This is a genomic window from Streptomyces griseus subsp. griseus (assembly GCF_000720255.1).
Lineage (GTDB): Bacteria > Actinomycetota > Actinomycetes > Streptomycetales > Streptomycetaceae > Streptomyces > Streptomyces griseus_I.
Window position 1 is genome coordinate 370,399 of sequence record NZ_JOJE01000006.1, and the last position, 24,253, is coordinate 394,651.

The following is a 24,253-nucleotide window of genomic DNA, read 5'->3' on the forward strand; positions in this document are numbered from 1 at the left end:
TGACGGAGCGGACATGCGCGGGAAGGAAACCGGCACGTTGGCAGCCCTCACCCAGTTTACTGACGAGGATCTCGAACTCCTCGCGTTGATCCGGAACTTCGAGCTCGCCCTGCTCGACCTCTTCGGCGCGGGGAAACTCAACGGCACGACGCACACCTGCCTCGGCCAGGAGTACGTGCCGGTCGCGCTGGCGCCACTGCTGCGCGAGGACTTCATCTTCAGCAACCACCGTGGGCACGGCCACTACCTGGCCAGGTTCGAGGACCCCGACGGGCTGCTCGCCGAGATCATGGGGCGCGCCGGGGCCGTCTGCGCGGGCGTCGGCGGCAGCCAGCACATCTACCGCGACGACTACCTGTCGACCGGTGTGCAGGGGCAGAGCCTGCCGGTCGCGGTCGGTGTCGCCCTGCATTTCAAACGCACCGGGCAGAACAGGATCGCCGTGGTCCACATCGGCGACGGCACCTGGGGCGAAGGCGCGGTCTACGAGGCCCTGAACATGGCGCAGTTGTGGCGGGTGCCGCTGCTGGTGGTGGTCGAGCACAACGGGATCGCCCAGTCGACGCCGACCGCGGCTCAGATGGCCGGCACCATCGCGGACCGCGCTGCCTCCTTCGGCATCGGCCACCACGAGTTCCACACCGCGGACATCAACGTGATCCGCGCCGAACTGGCCCCGGTCGTGGCCGCCGTACGGAGTGAAAGGGTCCCGGCGGTCGTGCAGTTCCACACCGTCAGGCTCGGCCCGCACAGCAAGGGCGACGACACCCGCTCCGAGGCGGAGCTGGCCGACCTGCGCGCACGGGAGTGGAGCGGGCAGTACGCGCGGTGCTACGGCGAGCAGTTCGCCGCGGCCGACGTGCGGCAGCGCGCCCGGATCGCCGACCTGGTGGCCGACATCAGCGCGCGGCCGCCGTCGAGCTGGCCGGCGTCGACGGCTGCGACGGGATCGGGGGCCGCCCTGTGAGCACCTTGGAGAGGATCATCGCCGATGTGCTCGGGGTGGCCGAGGAAGAGATCGACGACGAGACCGGAACGGCGACGGCAAGCTGGACCAGCCTGCGACATGTGCAGATCATCGCCGCCGTCGGACGCGAGTACGGCCTGCGGATCACCCCGCGGCGGGCCCGCTCCTGCCGGAGCGTCGGCGACCTGCGCAAACTCCTGGCGGAGGAGGGACGTTCGGCATGACACCCATAGCGGCCACTACCGTCGCCCCGCGCGTCGCGGAGAACCTCAACCACGCGCTGCACCGCCTGTTCGACCGCGAGGAGCGGCTCTATCTCCTCGGTGAAGACCTGCTCGACCCGTACGGAGGCGCCTTCAAGATCACCAAGGGACTGTCGAGCAGGTTCGGCGACCGCGTGGTGGCGACCCCGCTCAGCGAGGGGGGCATTCTCGGCGTCGCGGGCGGACTCGCCCTGTGCGGCAACGAGGTCATCGTCGAGGTCATGTTCGGCGACTTCCTCGCGCTCGGCTTCGACCAGGTGCTGAACTTCGCGTCGAAGTCGGTGTCGATGTACGGCCGGCGGGTGCCGATCCCGCTCGTCGTCCGCTGTCCCGTCGGTGGCAACCGCGGCTACGGACCGACGCACAGCCAGAGCCCGCAGAAGCACTTCGTCGGCATCCCGAACCTCGCCCTCTACGAACTGTCGCCGTTCCACGACGCCGAGGCGGTGCTCCACACGGCGCTGCAACGGGGCGCTCCCGCCATCCTGTTCGAGGACAAGGTCCTCTACACCCGCCGGATGTACCAGGAGAACCGGGTCGACGACGCCTACCGCTACCGGATCACCGGATCGGGCCTGGGCTGGGCCCACGCGTTCCCGGACGGCGAGGAGGACAGCGCGGACTTCGTCGTCGTGGCACCCGGCGGCGTCACCCACCGGGCCCTGGACGCGGCACGGGCGCTGCGTGAGGCGCACGGCCGCTCGGTGCACGTCGTGACCCCGGCGCAACTCCACCCGCTGGACATCGAGCCGGTACTCCCGTTGCTCGCGTCGGCGGGCCGGGTGGCGGTGGTCGAAGAGGGCACGGCGGGCGGTACGTGGGGGTCCGAAGTGGCGCAAGTCGTCCACGAGCGCATCTGGTCCTCACTGAGCGGCCCGGTGCTCTCGCTCAGCTCCGCGGACTCGATCATCCCCACGGCCGGCCATCTGGAGCGCGAGGTGCTGCTGGGGGCCGAGGACATCAGGGACGGGATCCGACGGGCTGCCGGATGGGGCGACGCCCTGCGCGAAACCGCACAACCGGGCCCGACCCAGGCCCAAGCGGCGGCAGTCGAAACGGCGGCGGCCGGAACGACGACTCCCGTGACCGTGCCCAAGCTGAACAACAACGACGAAACGTATCTGGTCGCCGACTGGCTGGTGGACGAGGACGCGTGGGTCGAACCGGACACCGAGGTCGTCGCGCTGGACACGTCCAAGGCCCAGGCGGACATCGCCGCCTCGGGCTCCGGCTACCTGCGCCGCGTCGCGGCCGTGGGCGACGAACTGGCCGTCGGCGACATCCTCGGCCACCTCCTCCCCGAGCGCGCCCCACGAGCCGCTCCCGAGCAGGACCGGCCCGCCCGGCCGACGCGATCGGCCGCGCCCGACCGGCCGGTGGAGCCGATCCGCCCGCTCACCGAGGACGCACCCCAGGAGGACCTCGCAGCGGAGGTGCACCGCCTCGACCGTGCCCAGCAGGGCACCGCGGCGGTGGTCGCCAAGAGCCATCGCGAGGTCCCGGCCGGCTTCACCCTGGTCAAGGCACAGGTCGACGACGTCCTGGACCGGCTGGACCGGCTGAGCGACGAGGGCGGCGCCGTGCTCGGTCTCGCGGAGGTGGTGGTCAAGGCGGTGGCCGACGCACAGCGGGACTTCCCGCGATTCTTCGGATCCCTCGTGGACGACCGAACCGTCGCCCTCGCGGACGCCCCGCACGTCGGCGTCACCGTGGACGTGGACGGTTCGCTGTACGTACCGGTGGTCACACGCGCGCACGAGCGGTCACTGGCGGAGATCGCGGACACACTCATGGACTTCCGGATGAAGGCGCTGGGCAAGGAGTTCACCGCACACGAGCTGACCGGCGGGAACATCGCCGTCTCGCTCAACCCCGACCCCGGCGTGGTCCTCGTCCAGCCACTCGTGCTGTGGCCGCAGTTGTGCATGGTCTCGGTCGGAGCGGTCGGCGATGAATGCCGGATCGACGAGGCGGGAGTCGCACGGACGCGCCGGTTCGTCCACATCGGCCTCGCCTACGACCACCGGGTCGTCAACGGCCGGGACGCCGTCCTCTTCCTCACGCGGATCAAGGCCGCCCTGGAGGAGCCCGCCCAGCTGGGAGGAGAACTGACGTGGACTACGGCTTGATGGCCTTCGGGTCGGCGCTCGGCAAGCCCGACGCCGTCGCCGACATCGCCTCGGAGTACACCGAGGACGTCGAGCGCGTACGGGAGTACGGCTACCGCACCATCCATCGCAGCCCCGACGGCGTCGGACTCACCGACCTGGCAGTGGACGCCGGCCGCGCGGCCCTGGACGAAGCCGGCGTCGAGGCCGCCGAACTGGACCTGGTGGTCCTCGCCATTACCGACATCCCCGAGTACCTGTACTGGGATCCGGCGGCGAGCCTCCAGGACAGGCTGGGTGCCCACCGCGCCGAGGCGGTCCTGGTCGCGCAGGGTTGCGTCGGCGGGATCACCTGCTTCGACCTGCTCGCCGGCCGGTTCGCCACCCACCCCGAGTACCGGAAGGCTCTGGTGGTCGGGGCCAACCGGACGTGCGAGGCGTACTGGAACCGGATGGACACCCACTCCCTGCTGTTCTCCGACGGCGCCGCGGCGGCGGTGGCCGGTCGCGGCCACCCCGGCCTGCGCTGGAGGGCCAGCGAGGTGCTCACGGACGGCCGCTACGCCGACCTGTTCCTGCTGGAGCAAGGCGGGGCGGCCGACCCCTTCCGCGGCGGCGAGGAGCCAGCGCCCGCCCGCGACGCCTGGGATCTGATGGAGTTCTTCGACTACGACGCGGAGCGTTTCGAGGCGTTCATCGATCTGATGAACGACCGGGTGCGGGAAGTGGTGGCCCGCGCCTGCAAGCGCATCGGCGTGTCCGTGTCCGACCTGGCCAGAGTGGTGCTGCTCAACGACAACCTGAGCACCCTGACGAAGGTGGCCGACAAGCTCGGAGTGCCCCTGGACCGTACGAACCTCGACCTCTCCATGGAGCACGGCCATTTCGGGGCCGCGGACCACATCCTCAACCTCCGGCGTCACCGCGCGTCGGGGGACTTCCGCGCAGGTGATCTGATCGCCCTGGCCGGCATGGGGCGCGGCATGCACTGGGGCTGCACGCTCCTCGAGTGCTGAGGGCCTGCCGTGGGTCCCTAGGCTTGTCCGGGTGCCCCGGCTCTCCCCGCCGTGTGCCACGTCCCGAGGAGGTCGATCTCCACCGTGAGCCCTACGCCGGTGCGCCGCAGTACCTGTTGGCGCACGATGTCGATGGCCTCGCGGAAGGTGGTGGCGCTCGCTCCCTCGTCGGCGACGAGTGTGGGGTGCAGGGACGAGATGCGCACGCTGTCGACGATGGGGGTGTTCAGCCCGAACCCCGCCTGCTGGATGAGCCAGCTCGCGCTGACCCGGGTCGAGCCGTCGGGGAAGGAGTTGATCGGGGCGTTGCGGGCTCCCAGGCGCCGGGCGTCGGCAGGTCCGACCTCGGGACTGAGGAACACGCTGCCGACCGAACGGCAATCCGTCTCGGTGCAGCCCATCACCATGCCCTTGCGCCGCCGCACGGTGAGCACCGCCTCGGCGGCATCGGCGAGCGGAACCCTGCCGCCGACCGGGACATCGAGCACGCCGGCGACGGCACCGTAGGTGACCGGTGCGCTCAACTCCGAGCGGCGCAGCGCGAACACGAGGCTCAGCAGGGTCCAGCGGCGGGATCGTTTGAAGACGCTGCTGCGGTGGCCCAGGCCGCACTCGCGCGCGCTCAGGGTGACGTGGCGCCCCAGAACCCAGTCCCAGGCCCGCACTTCGACGAGAGTGTCGGAGACTTCCTGGCCGTACGCGCCGACGTTCTGCATGGGCGTGGCGCCCACGGTCCCCGGGATGCCGGCGAGCATCTCCATGCCACTGAGGCCCTCGGCGATGACGGTTTCGACCAGGTCGGTGAGGAGGTGCCCGGCCTGCACCTCCACCAGGGCGCGGCCTTCGGCGTCCGTCGCGCCGATCCGCAACCCCCGGTTGCCGAGCCGCAGCACGGGGGAGTCGCAGCCGAGGTCACTGACCAGAACGTTGCTCCCCGACCCCAGGCAGACGGGACTGCCGGGACAGGTCCGGGCCAATTCGACGAACTCCAGGAAGTCGGCGGGGTCCTGGAGTTCGACGAGGACCGACGCGGGCCCGCCGAGGCCCAGCGTCGTCATCGGGGCGAGCGGCACCCCGTGGCTGATCCTGATGTGCCTGTTGATGTCCTTCTCACGGTACGGACTTCTCAACTCGCGACCCGCAGCCGGTCGGTGCCCAGGAGGACGTCGACGCGCTGCACGACTTCACGCGCCGCGGCACTGTCGTACTGTTTCAGCTTTCGCCGCAGATCCGCGAGACGGACCTGGGCGCGCTGCGACGTCATCACCTCCGCCAGCGACAGCGCCTCGTCGGCGGCTTCGACGGCGCCGTCGAACTCCTCGCGTCCCAGTCGCGCCTCGGCCAGGGAGGCCCAGTGCAGCATCCGGTTGCGGGGCTGGCTTTCCCCGAACAGTTCCAGCCCGCGTTCCAGGCACTGTTCGGCCCGCCTGTAGTCCCCGAGTTCCAGCCAGGCCCGTCCGGCGTCCGCCACCATCACGGGGGGCGACACCCAGGAGAGCCAGGGCGCGTCGGCCGAGGAATCGTTGTCCTGGCTCAGATCGGCAGCCTCGTTCAGGGCGCGCACACAGCCGGCCTTGTCACCGAGCCGGGCCAGGGCACGGGCCTCGCGCGTCGCGAGCAGGGCGTGACCGATGCTGAAGTCCTCCCTGCACGAACCTTTGCGCGCGATGCGGATCAACCGCAGTCCTTCCTCCTGCCGGGTCTCCCAGGTGGCACAGTAACTCATACAGGAGATGATGTACGCGGCCAGTGGCCGGTCCTGGGCGGTCCTGGCGGTGGCGAGCCCGTAGAGGAAGTAGGACTGGCTGCGCCGGCGCAGCCCGAGGTCGGCGGCCAGCCAACCCGCGAGCTGCGCGAGCTCCGCGATGATGCGGTGCAGTTGCAGGCCGGTTTGGGTGTCGTAGGAGTGCTCGGCGGCCAGCTTCCGCGCCGACTGCATGTCCTGCAGGGCCCAATCCATGGCGAGCCTGGTGCTGGCGATGTCGTCGACCTTGCGGAGCTGGCCGATGCGAGTGGTGAGCATGTCAAGCGCAATGTCGGGCACCTCGGATCCACCGGACCGGCTGGGCGAGGCGGAGCCCGTGTCCACCAGCCAGTCCACTGCGGCGCTGACGGGGCCGGTCGACGTGTGGGGGACGTCGGGGGTGGGGAGGACGGACGGGGCGATGAGGACCGGTCCCTGGGGGCGGCTGTCGGGGAAGTGCCGGGGCCAGAGCGCTTCCGCCGTGATGGGCTCGCCGAGTTGGTCGGTGAGTATCTCCGCGATCAGATGGGGGAGTTGACGCCGCGGCAGAGAGCCCTGCAGCCAGTTGTAGGGGGCTTTGTTGCTGATCGTTCCGGTGCCGTACCTTTTGTTTATCTCGCGAGCCAACTGTTCCGGCGACCACCCGAGCCGGGCCAGGCAGGAGGCCAGCAACGAAGAAGTCCGGGTCATAAATGAGGGGCCTCGACTGTGGGGGGGATTGACGCCGGCGTGGGGGTGTGCCGAAGCCCGGGAGGCACACGTCTGGATTCGTGCACGGCGGATTCCCTCGTGGAGATGCGGCCGGCGATCCGATGTCTCCCAGGGTTCCGCATGTCAAGCCTTCCGGCGGTCATTTTTCCTCCTTGAGAAGGCGAGGATCTCTGACATTCCCGGCGATGATCGGCCCAACACTATGAGCGGAGGCGCACTGCCGCAACTGGCATACCCGCCTCTCCGGACTCGTACACGATCACGGCCGGGCGGGGGCGTGGGTGTGGTGCGAGGACGGGGAGCGCCTGCGCGACGGCTTCGGCTGAACGGGGTCAAATCCTCGCTGTGCAGGGAACTTTGACGAGACGTCATCTGGGCGGGGGCCCGCGCTCGCGGGGCTCGCCGGTTGGGGGCCGCTGTCGGGGCACTCGTCGCCGGGCAGGGCACCGGGGCGGTGCCGGCCCGGCTTGCCCGGCACTCGGCCGGCGGCTTCGTGAAGACGACCGCCGTCCCGTGGAACCGGAGCGGCCGTGAAGAATAAACGGACGATAGAATTCCGCCCGAGGGCGGCGGCCCGGGGGCGGAGGAATACCCCCGCGCGGCACCCGCACCCCCGCGGAATCGGAGACTCCTGACCGTCGCTGACCGTCTGACTGACCAAGCTGACCAAGCTGACCGGCAGGCCTCTATCGAAACGGACTGCCGTTGCATTGGACTGTGATCAGGGCCGAACCCCCGCTCAAGGAGGTTCCAGGGCCGGTCGTCCGGGCGGCGGCACGAGGAGAACACCGATCCGCCGTCGACGAGGACATACCAGAACGTCGGTGCACTCTACGTGGAGGTGTGATGACGGCTGCGACCATCGAAGCAAAGGTCAGCAAGCCGCTGTTCCGTGGGCGTCGCGAGACGATTCCCGCACAGCGGCGATCGCAGGACGAGGCCTCGTCCCAGGAGCAGGTACTCACCACCAGAATCGGTCTCCACATGCCGACCGGCCTGTCCTTCGAGGACTGGGAGCGTGCCGGGCGCCAGATATCGAGCCTCGTGAATTCGTCCACCTGGTGGCTGGGGGACTGGCTGGTGTACGGGAAGGAGCACTACACCGACCGCTACCAGCGCGGCATCCGGTCCGCCGGACTCCAGTACCAGACGCTGCGGAACTACGCCTGGGTGTCCCGGCGGTTCGAGTTCGACCGGAGGCGTCCCGCGCTGAGTTTCCAGCACCACGCCGAAGTGGCGTCGTTGCCGGTCGACGAGCAGGAGACCTGGCTCGACCGCGCGGAGCAGAACAAGTGGACCACCAAACAGTTACGCAACGCCATCAGCCTCGCCCGCGAGGGCGAGAAAGCGAACGACGGCACAGAGGTCGAGGCGAAGCGGCAGCTCTCGGTCCCTGACAGTCGGGTGCAGTGCTGGCACAAGGCCGCACAGCAGGCGGGTACCGACCTGGAGCACTGGATGCTCACGACCCTCGACAACGCAGCGGAGCGGATACTGGCCGAACAGCAGTAGCCGCACCGCGAACGGGGCGAGTCGGGTGACTCCTCGCGACCTTCCGGGAGCCACCCGCGCCCACCCCGTCGCGCCGCGCTAACCCGGCAGCCGTCCCATGAGCTCGGCCGTCTCGCGGTAGTGCCCCTGCTCGCGCTCGCTGAACGACTGCCGCACGCGGTCGCGCACCTCGGCCGGCTGCTCTTGGCTGAGCTTGAACATGCCCTCGGCGCCGGTCACCCGTATCCGGAACGCGCCCACGGCGGGCACGATCTTGCGGAAGTAGCCGACCGAACGGGACATGTCCCAGTCGTCGCCGAACTCCGCCTCGAAGGCGGTCACGGTGGATCGCACGACGGCCAGCGTCTCCTCGGTCGAATCGAATTTCTCGACCACGCCGTGCACATGAACCGACGTGAAGTTCCAGGTCGGAGCCGCCGGGGTCGTTTTGTACACCGCCGGTGAGACGTAGCCGTGCGGTCCTGTGAATATCAGCAGGACGACGCCACCCGTTTCCAGAGCCGACCACTGTGGATTCGCCCGGTTCATATGGCCCAGCAGTACGGCACCGGACAGGTCGGCCGACCATTCGCTGGTCATGTCCGGATCCGGAATTACGGGAAGGTGCGTGGCGAACGGGCCGCGGTCGCGATCGCCGTTGATTGCCATCAGCGCCAGCGGATTGGACCGTATCAGGTCGATCATCCAGGAACTGTCTGGTTCACGGTAGTGACTGGGGACGAACATCTGGCATTCACCCTTTCCTCGCTGTCCTGTCGGCAGGACAGATCCTGCGGGCGTGGCACTGAGGCCTCTTGAACGGTTTGCCCGGACGCTCTAGGTTGGGCTCGACGTGTTATCCAGCGTAATGCTGAATTCGTCTGACGGATCATCGGCCGAGATTTCGAGACTAGCAAAAAGCAGGCTCGGTGAGAGTCGGTAGTCTTTCGATCGAGATTCGGTCACGGTGTTCAAAGGTGCGTACCGCCCCTTCGGTGCCGCGAAATCCCTGTGACAACGACGCTAGGGTGAGACTCTTCTATGGATGCTTATGCGCGCGAGATGTACGACGTGGTGGGAATCGGGTTCGGCCCGTCCAACCTGTCGCTCGCCATCGCGCTGGAAGAACACGAGGCGAATGTGTCGGCGGGGCCGATCAGCGCCGCGTTCTTCGAGCGACAGCCGTCGTTCGGCTGGCACCGAAACATGCTGCTGCCCTCGGCCACCATGCAGATCTCTTTCCTGAAGGACCTGGCCACCTTCCGGAATCCGGTGTCGCGGTACAGCTTCATCGCCTACCTGCACACATCGGGCAGGCTGGTCCAGTTCGTCAACAACCAGAACTTCTTCCCGACGCGCCAGGAATTCCACCAATACCTCGAATGGGCGGAGTCGAACTTCAGCGACCGGGTCTCCTACGGCTCGGAAGTCACGGCGATCCGGCTGGCACCGGAATCCGTTCCCGGGGAGTCCGGCCACCTCCAGGTGGAAGTCCGCCAGGGCATCACAGGCGTCCGCAGGACGGTCGACGCGCGCAACGTGGTCATCTCCACGGGGCTGGTGCCGCGCATGCCGTCCGGGGTGGAACGCGACGACCGTGTGTGGCACAGCTCGGAGTTTCTGCAGAAGTACAGGCAGATCGAAACCCACGACCTCAAGAGGGTCGCGGTGGTCGGTGCCGGGCAGAGCGCGGCCGAGATCACCCGGTTCCTGCACGACGCCCTGCCGCACGCACGGGTCTACGCCGTCATCCCGTCCTACGGGTACTCCGTCGCGGACGACACACCCTTCGCCAACCAGGTCTTCGACCCCGCTGCCGTGGACGACTACTACTTCGGCACCGAGCAGACACGCGAGGCGTTCTGGCGCTACCACAAGAACACCAACTACTCGGTGGTCGACGACGAGATCATCAGAGACCTGCACCGGCGCTCGTACGACGAGGACGTGCGCAACGACAGGCGCCTGTACTTCCTCAACCTGACGCGGGTGCGCGACGTCCAGCGGGCCGGCACCGAGCTGCGCGTGCGTCTGCACTCGCTGCTCGACACCGAGTCCGAGCCGCTCGACGTGGACGCGCTCGTCTTCGCCACCGGCTACGACACGATGCAGCCCACCGGACTGCTGGGCGACCTCGACCGCTACTGCCTGCGTGACGAGGCGGGCCGCTACCGGGCGGAGCGTGACTACCGGCTCGTCACCACGCCGGAGTTGCCCTGCGGGATCTACCTCCAGGGCGGCACCGAGCACACCCACGGCCTCACGTCGTCACTGTTGTCGAATGTCGCCGTACGCAGCGGAGAGATCGCGGACTCCATCATCCACAGGCGCGCCGGACAGGGACTCGAACCGGTGGTCTCCCTGGACGCGGCCGCCCGGACCGGCTGACCGGCCCGGTGCGCGGGTCCGCTGTCCCGCCGACGGGACAGCGGACCCGCGGTGCGCGACGCGCAATCCCTAGCCGTCCCACGTGACCAAGCCCCTGGGGGCAGCGATGACCAAGGAACCAAGGACGTCCGAGGCGGGCCGAGACCTTCACCGGCTCTGGGGCGGCGAAGCCGAGACACAGTGCCTGCTCGCCGCGTTCGCCGGTGTCGTGCGGATGCGCCCGGACGCCGTCGCGGTGAAGGACGAGGAAGGCGAGCTGACCTACGCCGGGCTCGCGACATGGGCTGCCCGGATCGCCGAGGTCCTCGGCCGGAACGGCGTACGCCCGGGAGACCGGGTTGCCGTCACGGGCCCACGTGGCGCCGCCATTGTCGCGGCGATGCTGGCCGCGCTCAGCGTGCGAGTGACCTATGTGCCTCTCGATGCCGAGTACCCGGTGCGACGGCTGCGGCACATGGCCGCCGACAGCGAGGCCTGCCTGCTGCTGTTCAGCGGGTCCGAACCTGCTTTTGATCCCGAGGCCCCCGCGGTCCGCATCCCCCCGGCACCGGACCTGGCCGATCCGGCGGCCGCCGAGGCGCTGACACGGCTGCCGTGCCGGCCGGACCTGCCCGTGTACCTCATCTACACGTCCGGCTCCACCGGTCTGCCCAAGGGCGTGGCCCTGCCCCATCGTTGCGTCGACAACATGGCGGCCTGGCAGTGGCGCCACTCGGTCCGCCCCGACCTGCGTACAGCCCAGTTCGCGCCGCTCAACTTCGACGTGTGGTTCCAGGAGGTGCTCGGGACGCTCTGCGGCGGCGGGACCCTCGTCGTGATGCCCGAAGCCCTGCGGCGCGACCCGATCGCCCTGCTGGACTGGCTCGCCGACCACCGAATCGAGCGCCTCTTCCTCCCGTACGTCGCTCTGCACATGCTGGCCGTGGCCGCCGAGGCCGCGGACACGCTGGAGCAACTCGTACTGGCGGAGGTGAACACCGCCGGGGAGCAGCTCGTGTGCACCCCGGCCGTACGGGAGTTCTTCCGCCGTCTGCCGGACTGCCGGCTGAACAACCACTACGGGCAGAGCGAATCCGCGATGGTGACCGTGCACACGCTCACGGGCTCCAGCGACGACTGGCCCACGCTCCCCCCGATCGGGCGCCCGCTGCCGGGCTGCGAGGTCCTCGTCGTCCCGGCCCGGCCCGACGAGTCGTCGGTGGGCGAACTGCTGGTCGCCGGCGCACCGGTGTCGGCCGGCTATCTGAACCAGCCCGCGCTCACCGCCGAGCGGTATGTCACCCTCGACGAACCGACCCCGCACGGCCACCTCCGGATGTTCCGCACCGGAGACCTGGTGCGCGTCGATGACGGCACCCTGTACCTGCTGAGCCGGATCGACCACGAGGTGAAGATCCGCGGGGTGCGGGTGAACCCCCTCGAAGTGGACGCCTGCCTGCTGGAGCAGCCGGGCGTCGTGGAGGCGGTCACGGTGGCGGTGGACCTCGCCCAGGGCTCCCGCCAGCTGCGCGCGGCCGTGACGTCGGACGTCGGCGCGGACGAGTTCGACGGTGACCGCGTGCTCAAGGCGCTCACCGAGCTGCTGCCCGAACAGTTCGTCCCCGTCTCGATCACCGTGGTGCCGGAACTGCCGCGCACCCCCAGTGGAAAGGCCGACCGGGACGCCATCGCCGCACTGCTCGCTCCGTCGCCGTGACGCCCTCGTGTCACACGGCCGGCACGGACGTCCGTACCGGGAAAAGCCCGCCCAACCGAATCGACCCGAACAGGGGTGCGACATGGAAGACAGCGAATACAACACACCGACCGAGCGACGGCTCGCGGAGATCTGGGCCGAGGTGCTGCGGCTGGAGAAGGTCAAGCGCGATCAGGACTTCTTCGAGATCGGCGGGGACTCCCTGCTGGCCACCACCGTCGTCCTGAAGGCCTGCACGGCCTGGGAGGTCAAGTTCACGGTCAGGGTCCTGCTCGACGCCCCGGTCCTCGCCGACCTGGCCGAGCGCATCGACCGCATGGTCGCGGATACAGGACGTCAGCCCGCCCGGGCCGGCGCGTGAGCAAGGCAGGGGCCTGCCTGTGGGAGGTACGGAAGGCAACGCCCGGCACCGCACGGGAGACGCTGCTCGTGCTGCCTCACGCGGGAGGTTCGGCACAGAACTACGCCGCGTGGGCGGACTGGTTCCCCGACGACCTGCGCATTCTCGCGGCCCAGTACCCCGGACGGGCGTCGCGCGCCCGCGAGCCGGCGCAGGCGGATCTCCATCGCATCGTCGACGAGCTTCTCGACGCGCTGGACGGTCACCAAGGACCGCTCCACGTCTTTGGCCACAGCATGGGCTCCTACGTCGGATTCGAGCTCTGCTGGCGGCGGCAGCTGGCGGGACGCCCGCCCGCCGTTCTCTTCGCATCCGGGGCCGTCCCCCCGCACCGGCTCCAGCCGTACCCGGCGCCCGGCGTGGAGATCTCGGACGAGCATCTGATGGAACTCATGGACACGTGCAACGGAATTCCCGACGCCATCCTCGATTCGCCGGATCTCATGGGGCTGGCACTGGAAACGCTGCGGGCCGACCTGGAACTCGTCAACAACTATTCGTACGGCGAGCCCGGGCGCAGGTTGCGCATCCCGATCGTGGCCTTCGGCGGAGACCGCGACGCGCTCGTCCCGGGCGCCGAGATCGACCACTGGCACGAACTGAGCGCGGCGAAATGCGCCTCGCATCTCATACCGGGCGAGCACTTCTACTACCACGGCGACATGGCGACCTTCGCGGCCACCGTGTCCACCTATCTCGCGAGCATCAACGGCGAGCGGAAGGAATAGGAGATCGCGACCATGTCCAGACTTGAATCCCCCGGTGTCGCGAATGCCGGGACAGCCGTGTCGGAGCGCAGAAAGATCGTGCTCGTGGAACTTCCCACCTACGAGAACATCCTGCCGCTCGCCTCGGGGTACATCCAGGCGTACGCACAGGACACCCCGGCCGTCGCCGCCGGCTACACGTTCGAGATCGTGTCCTACCCGATCTCCGAGGACCGGCACCAGATGGTCCGGGAGCTCGCCGCCAGGGACGCCCACCTCTACACGTTCAGCTGCTACATCTGGAACATGAAGCTGGTCCGCTGGGTGCTGGACGAGCTGCGCGCCCTGCGTCCCGAGGCGCACTACCTGCTGGGCGGACCGCAGGTCATGAACCACGCGGCGACCTATCTCAGTGACGGCGCCGAGAACGTCTACGTGTGCAACGGCGAGGGGGAGCGCACGTCCCTGGAACTCATCCTGCAGCTCGACTCGGACGCCCCTGACATGCGGCAGGTGCCGGGGCTCAGCTTCTGGTCCGGGGGCGAACTGATCACCACCGAGCCGTCGCCCAGGATCCAGAACCTGATGGACATTCCGTCGCCGTTCCTCAACGGGGTGTTCGACGACCACGAATTCAGCTTCGCCATCATGGAGACGAACCGTGGCTGCCCGTTCCGCTGCACCTTCTGCTACTGGGGCGCGGCCACGAACTCCAAGGTCAACAAGTTCGAAGAGGAACGCATCAAGGCCGAACTCAAGTGGATCAGCGAGCACCGGTACTCGGCGCTGATGATCGCTGACGCGAACTGGGGCCTGTCGCCTCGCGACGTCACCTTGAGCGAGTACATCGTCCAGTGCAGCGAGGAGAACGGCTATCCGCTGATCATTCACATGGCCGCCGCGAAGAACCGGCCCGAGCGCATGGCGGAGATCACCGAGATCTTCGTGCGCGGCGGCCTGATGGTCAGCCAGCCCATCTCGCTTCAGACGATGAACGAGTCGACGCTGGAGATGGTGGACCGCAAGAACATCCGCGAGGAGACCTACATCGGACTGCAGCGTCTGCTGCGCGAGAAGCGCATCAGCTCGTACGTGGAGATGATCTGGCCGCTGCCCGGTGAGACCCTCGAATCGTTCAAGGAGGGACTGACCCGTCTGTGCCGGTCCTACGCCGACACCATCATCGTCTACCCGCAGCTGTTCCTGCACAACACACCCATGTACAGCCAGCGCGAGGCCCTCGGCATCGTGACCGCCGTGGTGCCCAGCGACGTCTCCGAGGCCGAGGTCGTCCTCGGCACGAAGTGGGTGACCGAGGAGGACTGCCGCGACGGCTACTGGGTCAACCACGCGCTGTACACGCTGTACAACATGCGGGCCCTGTTCGTGCTCTCCGGATACCTCGACGCGGCAGGCGTCATCTCCTACGGCGAGTTGTTCGCCCAGGTGTCCCGCTACTTCCGCACCAGGACGGACACGGAAGTGTGCCGGTTCCTCGTGCAGCAGACGCAGGACCTCGCCAACTACGACCTGCTGAACACCGGCAAGACCGCGCACATGATCCTCAGTTCGCACCGCGACGAGTTCGACCGGCTGCTGGCCGACTTCGTCACGGCCCAGGACTGGTGGGCCGACCCGATGGCCCGCCAGGCGTTCGAGATGGACCTCCTCGCGCGGGCCTACGTCTACCGGGAACCGGTGCGCACACCGGACTACCCGTTCACCGAGATCGTCCTGCGCGAGCAGCCGCACCCGCAGGGCTTCACGGCCGAGGTGTCGGCCGAGCTGCTCCGCCTGCTGGTGGGGCGGGAGATGCTGCAGGCCGCCGACCCGGAGACGGAGCGGGTCACCCTGCACATCGACCACCGCGGCCGGCAGAAGATGCCGTACATGCCGCAGCGCAGCCTGGAGCACAACGCCAACTACTGCCACGGCATGGTGCTGCGTTCACGGGAGATCCTGCCCACCATCCAGGTCGCATCGACGGAGGTCCTCGCCCCCGTCGCGTGAGCCGTGGCGCCGGAGCGAGCGGGCCGGCCCTCACCGGCCACCGCCCGGCGCCGACCGGACCCCACCACCATCCTGAGGAGCACACATGGCCCTGACCAGGAACAGCGCGGGGAACCACAGGCCGAGCGCACGCCACGCGGACCTGCTGGCCCGTGGCAGCGAAGACCTCCGCAACGAGGATCCCGCACTGTGCTTCCTGCTCGACCGCGAGGTGTCGTACCAGAACGACACACTGCAGCTGGTGGCCCACGCGAGCCTCGCCGCACCGTCGGTGCTGTCGGCCGCGGGTTCCGCGCTCGCCAACACCACCGCCGAGGGCTATCCGGGAGCGCGCTACCACCCGGGGGCGACACAGTTCGACGACGTGGAGCGGCTGGCGGTGGAGCGCGCCAAGAGGGTGTTCGGCGCGCGCTACGCCAACGTCCAGCCGCACTCGTGCTCGTCGGCCAACCTGACCGTCCTCTTCGCGCTGCTCTCCCCGGGCGACACCATTCTCAGCCTGGACCTCGACTCGGGCGGCCACCTCACCCACGGCGCCAAGGCATCCGTCACGGGACGCTACTTCAACGTGGTGCACTACGGCCTCGACCACGAGGGATACATCGACGAGGACCAAGTCGTCCGGCTCGCCGGGCAACACCGGCCCCGGCTGGTCATCGTCGGCGCGAGCGCGTACCCCCGCACACCCGACTACGCGCGCTTCCGTGAGATCAGCGACTTCGCGGGCGCCTATCTGCTCGCCGACATCTCGCACATCGCGGGGCTCGTGGCCGCGGGTGTGCACCCGAGCCCGATCGACTGGGCCCACATCACGACGGCCAGCACCTACAAGCAACTGGGAGGCCCGCGCGGGGGGCTCATCCTCAGTGGCCGGGACTACGAGCGGCCCGGGCCTGACGGCACGCCCCTCGCCAAGCTGATGCAGCGCGGCGTGTTCCCCCAGTCGCAGGGAACCCCCAACCCGGTCGGCATCGCCGCCAAGGCCAGGGCGCTGGCCCTCGTGGCTCAGCCGGAGTTCACCGAGACGGCCCGGAACATCGCGGCGAACGCGGCGGCGCTGGCCGTCGCGCTGGACAAGCGGGGATGGTCGGTGCTGACGGGCGGCACCGACAACCACATGGTGCTGCTGGACACCTACCGGCGCGGCATCACCGGCGCGGTGGCCGAATCCGCCCTGGAGAGCTGCGGCATCCTGGCCAACAAGAACCGGATCCCCGGAGACCGCAAGCCCGCCCTGGTCACCAGCGGCCTGCGGCTGGGCACCAACATCGCGGCGCAACGGGGCATGCGCGAGGGGGACATGGAGGTCTGCGCGGACCTCCTGGACCGCGTCCTCGGCGCGGTGGAACCCACCGGCGACCGGACTTACGTACTGGCGCCGCAGGACCGTGCGGAGATCCGCGAGCGGGTCGCCGAAGTGTGCCGGCGCTTCCCCACGCTCTACCAGGACGCGTCGTTCCTCGTCTGAGTCGTGAGTCGTGAGTCGTGAGTCGTGAGTCGTGAGACGTGAGACGTGAGTGGGTGAGTGGGTGAGACGTGAGACGCGCGTCCGCGCGTGTACGGAAGAAGTGGGGCGCGGCCCCGGGTGTGCAGGGTCACCCGGGGCCGCGCCGCGTCCACGTCTGCGGGACGACAGGCGCTAGGCCTGCCTCCCGGGCATCCTGCGCAGACGCGGACGGTTCCTGGTGGGCGCCGCCTGGAGCTGATCGGACAGCTTCGCGACCGTCGGATTCTGGAAAAGCATCCGGATGGACCCCTTGACCTCGAGCGTCCGGTGCATCCGGCCCACGATCCTGGCCGCCATCAGCGAATTGACGCCGAGCGCGAGAAAGTTGTCGTCGATGCCGACCCGATCGACGCCGAGGATCTCGGCCACCATCGCGCAGAGCGCCTTCTCCTGTGGGGTGCGCCCCTCGCGATACCCACCGTCGGCGGCATCGGCCCCGGGGCCGGGCAGGGCGTCGCGATCCACGGCTCCCTCCGCCGTCAACGGCAGTTCCCCCACCGTCACGACCACCGAGGGCACCATGTGGTCCGGCAGGCGCCGGGCCACGAACTCGCGCAGCTCCCCGGCCGTCGCGCCGCCGTCGTCCCGCACGGGCACGACGTAGCCGACGAGCCGGTCGTCACCGCTGCCGTCCGCCGGCCGCCACGCGGCGACCACCGCCTGCGACACCCCGGGATGCGCGGCCAGGACGCTCTCGACGTCGGCCGTGCGGACCCGGCGTCCCCGCACCCTCGCCCGCGCGTCGCCGCGCCCCGCGTGTTCGAGCAGCCCCTCGGCGTTCCACCGGGCCAGGTCGCCGGTGCGATACATCCTGGATCCGGGCGGGCCGTAGGGGTCGGCGACGAATCGCTGCGCCGTCAGAGCGGGGTCGTCCACGTAGCCGCGCGCCACCGCTCCGCCGATGTACAGCTCTCCTGTCACGCCCGCCGGCAGGGGCCGTAGCCCGGGGCTCAGCACACGGCAGCGCATGTCGCCGAGCGGCCCGCCGAGCACGGCGTCGCCCGCGCCGGTCCCGTCCCGGGGGCCGGTGAACGCGGTGGCACAGACCGTCTCGACCGGCCCGTACGTACGGACGATCCGCGCGTCCGGCAGTGCCTCGCTGACGCGCCCCCCGAACGGACCGGGCGGTTCTTCCCCGGTGAACACCACCGTCTCCGCGTCGAAGGCGCCGGGGGAGCGGTCCAGCACCTGGGCGAAGAGCGGGGCGGCCGTGCTGATCACGTCGCCCTTCCACCCGTGCCGCCGGCCCAGCACCCCGAGGTCGTCGGTCACCTCGACGCCCGCGCCCACGCACAGCGCGGCGAGGATCTCGAAAGCGGTGGCGGCCGGGTGTGGCGAGGCCGCCAGCATCCGCTTACCGGGCGTGAGGCCCGCGCCGGCCGCGAAGCGCAGCACAGCGTCGGCGAGCGCCTCATGACTGACCGCCACGCCGGTCGTGGCGCCCCGGGACCCGGGCGCGGGACGCACGCACGCCAGTTGCCGGCCCTTCGGGGGCGCGAGGAGCCCTTCGCCGGGGCGGTCGGCTCCGTCCGCGTCCGCCCATCGGTCGACGTCCGCCTGCGTGAGCGTCATCGACACCCCGGGTGCAGCGTCCCGGTCGGTCCGATCGCCGCCGGCCGGCAGGTACGCAGCGCCGGACATCAGCGTCCCCAGCAGCGCCACCGCCAGCTGTGCGGAGCACGGAACCGCGAGCGCGACCACGGACTCCGGGCCGACGCCCGCGTCGGCCAGCGCGCGGGCCAGCCGTCCGGCCCCGGCCGCCAGCTCTCCGTACGTGAGCGAACGCGCGCCGGAAACCACGGCGACCGCGTCCGGCCGTGACGCCGCCTGCCGCTCGAAGAGCACGGGAAGGGTGTCGCATGGGCGCGGACCGGCCGTCGCGGCGCCGCCGAACCGATCCAGGAACTGCCCGTGTTCGGCCTCCAGCAGCAGATCGACCGCGGCGATGCGCCGATCGGCCGCGGCGATGCGCCGATCGGCCGCCGCGGCCAGCTGGTTCATGACCGAACGGAACCGGGCCATCAGGTCCCCGGCCGTCTCCTCGTCGTACAGACTCCGGTGGTACTGCAGGGTCAGCCGGTCCGGTTCGACGAACAGGGCCAGCGGATAGTTCACGGTGCCCAGCGAATCGACGCCGGTGACCTCGACCCCGGCCTCCGCGCCCGTCACGGCGCCGTCACGGCCCGCCGGGTAGGACTGGAACACCACCAGGGTGTCGAACAGCGCGTCGAGTCCGGTGGCCCGGTGGATCTCGGTCAGGCCGTGGTGGTGATGGTCCAGGAGGGCGGTCTGCCGGTCCCGCAGCCCGGTCAGCAGCCCGGCGGCCGTCTCGCCCGGAGTACAGCGGACCCTTACCGGAACCGTGTTGATGAAGAGCCCGACCATCGACTCCACGCCCCGCAGCGCGCCGGGCCGCCCGGAGACCGTCGCGCCGAACACCACTTCCGTACGGCCGGTCAGCGCGGAGAGCAGCACCGCCCAGGCCCCCTGCACCAGCGAGTTGGCCGTCACGCCCAGCTCGGCGCAGCACCCGGCCATGAGCCGCAGCTCCGCCGGCGACAGCGAAACGGCGATCTCGCCCGTGCCCGCGCCCGGATCGGGCGATGCCCCGGCCGGGGTCACCAGGGTCGGCCCGTCCAGCCCGGCGAGCTCGTCGGACCAGGCCCGGGCGCTCTCCTCACGGTCCAGCCGCGACAGCCACGCCAGGAAGTCCCTGAAGCCCCGCACCGGTTCGAGCGTCGACGCGTCCCCGCCGGTGGCGTACAGCCGTTGCAGGTCCCGCGCGAGCACTTGCTCCGACCAGCCGTCGATGAGCGCGTGGTGCGCGGTGAGGACCAGGTCGGCACGGTCGGGCCCCAGCCGTACCAGGGTCATCCGCATCAGCGGCGGGACGGCGAGGTCGAAACGCCCGGCCCGGTCCTCGGCGAGGAACCGCCGCAACGCCCCGGCCCCCTCACCGTCCGCCAGACCGCCGAGGTCGATCTCCCGCCACGGCAGCTCCACGCCGTCCACCACGATCTGCGCCAAGTTGTCGGCGGAGTCGGAGACGAAGGCCACGCGCAGGTTGGCGTACCGCTCCAGCAAGGCCTCGGCGGCCGTGCGCAGGCGGGCCGCGTCGACCCTGCCCGACAGGTGGTACACCGTCTGCATCAGGTAGGTGTCGTCGCCCGCGTCGTTCAGCATCGACTCGAACAGCATCCCGGACTGCATCGGCGTCAGCGGCCATACGTCCGAAAGCCCCGCATGGCGCCGCTTCCACGCCTGAATGTCGGCCCCGTCCACGTCCATCAACGGTCCCGTGGCGTCCGCTGAGCCATCCGCGTCCGCGTCCGCGGCCGCGTCCGTGCCGGTCGCGAGCGGGGCGAGCGCGGCGACGGTCCGGTGCTCCAGCAATTGCCGAAGGGTGATCTCCCACCCCGCGGAGCGGGCACGCGTCACCACCTGGATGGCGCGGACGCTGTCGCCGCCCGCCGCCAGGAAGTCGTCGTCGACGCCGAACCGTTCCCGGCCCAGCACCTGCGCGACGACGGCGGCGAGGGCCCGCTCCGCCGCCGATTCCGGCGCACGGTACGCGGCGCCGGCGAAGTCCGGGTCGGGCAGGTTCCTCCGGTCCAGCTTGCCGTTCGGGGTGAGAGGCAGCTCACCCAGCGTCACGAACGCCCGCGGGACCATGAACTCCGGCAGCCGCTGCGCCACGAGAGCGGGCAGCTCCCCTTCGTCCGCCGGTTCGGGTCCCGCGGGTACGACATAGGCGATCAATTGGTCGGCGCGGGCCACCACCACGGCCTCCCGTACGCGGGGATGCCCGCGCAGGACGGCCTCGATCTCCCCGAGTTCCACACGAAGGCCGTTGATCTTGACCTGGAAGTCCGTCCGGCCCAGCAGCTCGATCAGGCCGTCCGCGCCGTACCGGGCCAGGTCCCCCGTGCGGTAGAGGCGCTCGCCGCGCACCTCGCCGTAGGACCAGTCGACGAACCGCTCCGCGGTGAGCTCGGGCCGGTCCAGGTAGCCGCGGGCGAGACCGATACCCGCGAGGTACAGCTCGCCCGGCACACCGGGCGGCACCGGCCGGCGGGCCTCGTCGAGGATGTAGGTGCGCTGGTTCGCCATCGGACGGCCGTACGGGATGCTCGCCCAGCCGGGGTCGACGACGCCGACCTCGTAGATCGTCGAGTGGATGGAGGCCTCGGTGGCCCCGCCCAGCACGATGAAACGCAGCCCCGGCGCGAGCGCCCCCACCCGGTCGGGCAGCGTCACCGGTACCCAGTCGCCGCCGAGCATCGCGAGCCGCAGCGCGGGCAGTTCCCGGACGCCGGACTGCTCCAGGTGGTCGGTCAGCAGTCCCAGCAGGGCCGGCGCGGAGTTCCACACCGTGATGCCGTGGCCGGTGAGCAGCTCGGCCCAGTGAGCGGGGTCCTTGGCGCGCTCCGGCTCGGGAATTACCACGGTGCCGCCCGCGACGGTCATCCCGAGAAACTCGTAGACGGACATGTCGAAGCTCGGCGAGGACAACGCGAGCACCGCGTCACCGGGGCCCACACGGAACCTGCTGTTGAGGTCCGAGAGGTTGTTCATCACTCCGCGGTGCCGCAGAGCGATCGGCTTGGGTGCACCGGTGGAGCCCGAAGTGTGGATGATGTAGCACAGGTTGTCGGGCCCCGCGGTGCCGTCGGGGTCGTGCTCCGGCCGGGTGGCCAGCACGTCGGCGTCCCGGTCCAGCAGGAGCATGGGGGTCCCGGAGCCCGCGCCGGGCAGGTTCGCCGTCAGCGCCTGGCGACTGATCATCACGGCACAGGCGGTGCCCTCGACCATCGCGGCGATCCGCTCCGCCGGGTAGTCCGGGTCGAGCGGCACATAGGCGCCACCGGCTTTCAGGATGCCGAGCACCGCCACCAGCAGGCCCGGTGAGCGGTCGAGGCAGAGCCCGACGCGCACGTCCGGCCCGACCCCGAGCGTCCGCAGATGGTGGGCGACACGGTTGGCCTCCGCGTTGACCCGGCCGTAGCTCCACCGCTCGGTGCCGTGCACGACGGCGGTGGCGTCGGGGGAGTGGCGGGCACGGTCCTCGAACGCCTCGTGCAGACAGGTGTCGTGCGGCAGGTCGGCCTCGGTCCTGTTCCACTCCACGAGCATGCGCCGCTGCTGTTCACCGGTCAGGAGCCGCAGTTGCCCCACAGGGCGGTCCGGGGACCGGTTCGCGTCCTGGACCAGCGTCTTGTAGTGCGCCAGCAGCCGCGCGGCCGTGGCGCGGTCGAACAGAGCGGCGTCGTAGTGGAGTTCCAGCGTGCGGCGCCCGCAGCTGCCGGGGCGCACCACCAGCTGGAGCTCGTACGGTATCTTCCCGTCAAAGTGGGGCGACGCCTCACCCGGGGCGGCGAAGCGCACGCCGACCGGCGACGCCCCGCAGGCGTCCCTCGTTCGCGCGCTCTCCACCACCTCCCGCAGTGTCGATCCGCCGGTGACCACGAGATGTGATCGCTCGGTCCGGCCGGTCGCATCCATCCGGTCGAGGACGATGCGCTCCTGGCCCGTGCAGCGGTGCAGCAGCGCCGCGAAACCGGCGAGCAGCAACGCGTCGCGGTCGCCGCCCGGGGCCGTCGTCCCCGCGGCGAGTTCGGCATGCTCCACGGCTGAGCACTCGGGTGGCTCACCCGGTCCACGCGGCCGGTCCGTCGGCATCAGGACCGGCGCGAGCTCCGTTTCCGAGGTGACCCGGCGGGGGGCACGGTTCACTTTCCAGCTCCTCTCACGAACGGAACACACACAAAGGGAGATTCCCTGGAACACGGCGCGGGAAAGGGGCGCCCACTCTGGATACGCTGATCGTTATACCGTACTGTTCAGCAGTGGCCAATGGAGGACCAGTCCCCGGCCCATAATCGTGTCCCGTCGACGGGACGGTCCCGGCAGCTGACCGAAGCCGAATACACCGCCGGGAGAATTCTGTTCTCCTGATGCAACAGCGGATCAAAAACGGTTCTTGTGGCGAATTCCGAAGTGGCTCGCCCGAGAACTCGGCCGCCGACGTGCTCCAAAACCGGATGACCAGGGGAGTAAAGAAGAAATGATCCCGTTGTCGTTTGCGCAGCGTCGCCTGTGGTTCCTGCACCAGTTCGAAGGGCCGTCCGCGACGTACAACATTCCGGTGGCGATCCGGTTCGCTGGTGCGCTGAATGTGAATGCGTTGGTGGCAGCCGTACGGGATGTGCTGGTACGCCACGAGAGCCTGCGGACGGTGTTCGTGGAGGGGCCCGACGGCGTGCCCTTCCAGCGGGTCATACCCGCCGACGACTTGGAATTCGATGTGCCGGTCGCCGAGGTGACGCCCGAGGACCTGACCGAAGCGGTGGCTCGAGCGGCGGGCCACCGCTTCGACCTGTCCGCCGAAGCACCGTTGCGCGCGGTGCTCCTGCGATGCGGTTCCCAGGAGCACGTGCTGGCGCTGACCATGCACCACAGCGCTGCCGACGGTGAGTCAATGGGGCCCCTGGTCAGGGACCTGTCGACCGCCTACACCGCACGTGTAGAAGGGCGTGAGCCGGCCTGGGACGAGCTGCCGGTCCAGTACACCGACTACACCCTCTGGCAGCGGGAGGTGCTTGGCGACGAGAACGATCCCGACAGCGAGGTCTCGGCCCAACTGGCCTACTGGCAACAGGAGCTGACAGGAGCGCCGCAGCCCCTGCGGCTGCCCGCGGACCGGCCCAGGCCGCGCGTCCCCACGCACGACGGCGGTCTCGTCGAGTTCGCCGTCGAGCCCGCGGACTGGGCCGCCGTCCAGGAGCTGGCCAGGGCCCACGACGCATCGGCGCCGATGGTGCTCCAGTCGGTGCTCGCCGTGCTGCTGAGCCGGTTGGGCTGCGGCGAGGACATCTCGATCGGTTCCCCGATCGCCGGGCGCACGGATGAGGAGCTGGCCGATCTGGTCGGCTTCTTCGTCAACACCTGGGTGCTGCGGGTCGACCTGTCGGGAAATCCGACCTTCGGCGACGTGCTGGACCGAGTGCGCGGCAAGGCCCTGTCCGCCTACTCGAACTGCCGGGCGTACGGGCCGAGCTGGAGATGGTCCCCACCCGCACGGCCAAGTTCGACCTGGACTTGAGCTTCGGCCTCGACGAATCCGGACACGGCCTGGCCGCCGCCCTGGAGTACGCGACGGACCTGTTCGACCGGGGCAGCGTCGAGGTGCTGGTGGACCGGTTCGTGCGGGTGTTGCGTCAGGTGGTGGCCGACCCGGGGTGCCGG

At 69.8% G+C, this 24,253-nt stretch carries 17 protein-coding genes; 13 read left to right on the forward strand and 4 right to left on the reverse strand.

Annotated features, from left to right (window positions below):
- The first annotated feature begins 13 nt into the window (after positions 1 to 13).
- The 4 genes from IG99_RS12530 to IG99_RS12545 are packed head-to-tail and all read left to right on the forward strand — an operon-like array spanning position 14 to position 4,354.
- Complete coding sequence (locus tag IG99_RS12530; RefSeq protein WP_051865240.1) at positions 14 to 967, forward strand: thiamine pyrophosphate-dependent dehydrogenase E1 component subunit alpha; 954 nt, start codon at positions 14 to 16, stop codon at positions 965 to 967.
- The gene (locus IG99_RS12535; protein WP_037672881.1) at positions 964 to 1,191 is read left to right on the forward strand and encodes an acyl carrier protein; all 228 of its coding nucleotides are present in this window, start codon (positions 964 to 966) and stop codon (positions 1,189 to 1,191) included. The genes IG99_RS12530 and IG99_RS12535 overlap by 4 nt, the downstream gene beginning before the upstream one ends.
- The gene (locus IG99_RS44800) at positions 1,188 to 3,359 is read left to right on the forward strand and encodes a 2-oxo acid dehydrogenase subunit E2 (RefSeq protein ID WP_063768308.1); all 2,172 of its coding nucleotides are present in this window, start codon (positions 1,188 to 1,190) and stop codon (positions 3,357 to 3,359) included. The genes IG99_RS12535 and IG99_RS44800 overlap by 4 nt, the downstream gene beginning before the upstream one ends.
- Positions 3,344 to 4,354 (forward strand): 3-oxoacyl-ACP synthase III family protein, encoded by a 1,011-nt coding sequence (locus IG99_RS12545; RefSeq protein ID WP_037672882.1) that lies wholly within the window; start codon positions 3,344 to 3,346, stop codon positions 4,352 to 4,354. Before IG99_RS44800 ends, IG99_RS12545 begins: the two co-directional genes overlap by 16 nt.
- Positions 4,355 to 4,371: 17 nt before the next feature.
- Here the strand turns inward: IG99_RS12545 and IG99_RS12550 are convergent, their stop codons facing one another.
- Together IG99_RS12550 and IG99_RS12555 are read right to left on the reverse strand one after the other, a co-directional pair.
- Positions 4,372 to 5,484 carry a UDP-N-acetylmuramate dehydrogenase gene (locus IG99_RS12550; RefSeq protein ID WP_234311824.1) on the reverse strand — a complete coding sequence of 371 codons (1,113 nt, stop codon included), beginning with the start codon at positions 5,482 to 5,484 and terminating at the stop codon, positions 4,372 to 4,374.
- Positions 5,481 to 6,788, reverse strand: coding sequence for a tetratricopeptide repeat protein (locus tag IG99_RS12555; RefSeq protein WP_037672883.1), 1,308 nt, complete (start codon positions 6,786 to 6,788; stop codon positions 5,481 to 5,483). Before IG99_RS12555 ends, IG99_RS12550 begins: the two co-directional genes overlap by 4 nt.
- Positions 6,789 to 7,655: 867 nt before the next feature.
- On the opposite strand from IG99_RS12555, the gene IG99_RS12560 reads away from it, so the two are divergent.
- Positions 7,656 to 8,321 (forward strand): LmbU family transcriptional regulator, encoded by a 666-nt coding sequence (locus IG99_RS12560; protein ID WP_199815500.1) that lies wholly within the window; start codon positions 7,656 to 7,658, stop codon positions 8,319 to 8,321.
- 78 nt (positions 8,322 to 8,399) lie between these two features.
- Here the strand turns inward: IG99_RS12560 and IG99_RS12565 are convergent, their stop codons facing one another.
- Positions 8,400 to 9,047 (reverse strand): FMN-binding negative transcriptional regulator, encoded by a 648-nt coding sequence (locus IG99_RS12565; protein ID WP_037672886.1) that lies wholly within the window; start codon positions 9,045 to 9,047, stop codon positions 8,400 to 8,402.
- A 294-nt stretch (positions 9,048 to 9,341) separates the two neighbouring features.
- Here IG99_RS12565 and IG99_RS12570 point away from each other — a divergent pair, with 294 nt between their 5' ends.
- The 6 genes from IG99_RS12570 to IG99_RS12595 all read left to right on the forward strand — a co-directional run bounded on the left by IG99_RS12570 (position 9,342) and on the right by IG99_RS12595 (position 16,969).
- Entirely contained in the window at positions 9,342 to 10,688 is a 1,347-nt protein-coding gene (locus IG99_RS12570) for a lysine N(6)-hydroxylase/L-ornithine N(5)-oxygenase family protein (protein ID WP_037672889.1), read from the forward strand.
- Between the two features lie 82 nt (positions 10,689 to 10,770).
- Positions 10,771 to 12,384, forward strand: a complete 1,614-nt coding sequence (locus tag IG99_RS12575; protein WP_199815501.1) for an AMP-binding protein — start codon at positions 10,771 to 10,773, stop codon at positions 12,382 to 12,384.
- Between the two features lie 82 nt (positions 12,385 to 12,466).
- Complete coding sequence (locus IG99_RS12580; RefSeq protein WP_037672890.1) at positions 12,467 to 12,745, forward strand: phosphopantetheine-binding protein; 279 nt, start codon at positions 12,467 to 12,469, stop codon at positions 12,743 to 12,745.
- Positions 12,742 to 13,512 (forward strand): thioesterase II family protein, encoded by a 771-nt coding sequence (locus tag IG99_RS12585; RefSeq protein ID WP_051865242.1) that lies wholly within the window; start codon positions 12,742 to 12,744, stop codon positions 13,510 to 13,512. Before IG99_RS12580 ends, IG99_RS12585 begins: the two co-directional genes overlap by 4 nt.
- Before the next feature lie 12 nt (positions 13,513 to 13,524).
- Positions 13,525 to 15,501 carry a B12-binding domain-containing radical SAM protein gene (locus IG99_RS12590; protein WP_078947671.1) on the forward strand — a complete coding sequence of 659 codons (1,977 nt, stop codon included), beginning with the start codon at positions 13,525 to 13,527 and terminating at the stop codon, positions 15,499 to 15,501.
- 85 nt (positions 15,502 to 15,586) lie between these two features.
- Positions 15,587 to 16,969: a serine hydroxymethyltransferase gene (locus tag IG99_RS12595; protein WP_051865247.1), complete on the forward strand. Its 1,383-nt coding sequence runs from the start codon at positions 15,587 to 15,589 to the stop codon at positions 16,967 to 16,969.
- 171 nt (positions 16,970 to 17,140) lie between these two features.
- On the opposite strand, the gene IG99_RS12600 is transcribed toward IG99_RS12595, so the two are convergent.
- Positions 17,141 to 22,741, reverse strand: a complete 5,601-nt coding sequence (locus IG99_RS12600; RefSeq protein ID WP_051865248.1) for a non-ribosomal peptide synthetase — start codon at positions 22,739 to 22,741, stop codon at positions 17,141 to 17,143.
- A gap of 331 nt (positions 22,742 to 23,072) precedes the next feature.
- Between IG99_RS12600 and IG99_RS12605 the strand changes: the two genes are divergently transcribed.
- On the forward strand, positions 23,073 to 24,110 hold the full coding sequence (locus IG99_RS12605) for a condensation domain-containing protein (RefSeq protein WP_037672895.1): 1,038 nt from the start codon (positions 23,073 to 23,075) through the stop codon (positions 24,108 to 24,110).
- The coding region (locus IG99_RS49580) for a hypothetical protein (RefSeq protein WP_037672896.1) at positions 24,071 to 24,253 on the forward strand (183 nt) is incomplete at its 3' end. The genes IG99_RS12605 and IG99_RS49580, both read left to right, overlap by 40 nt.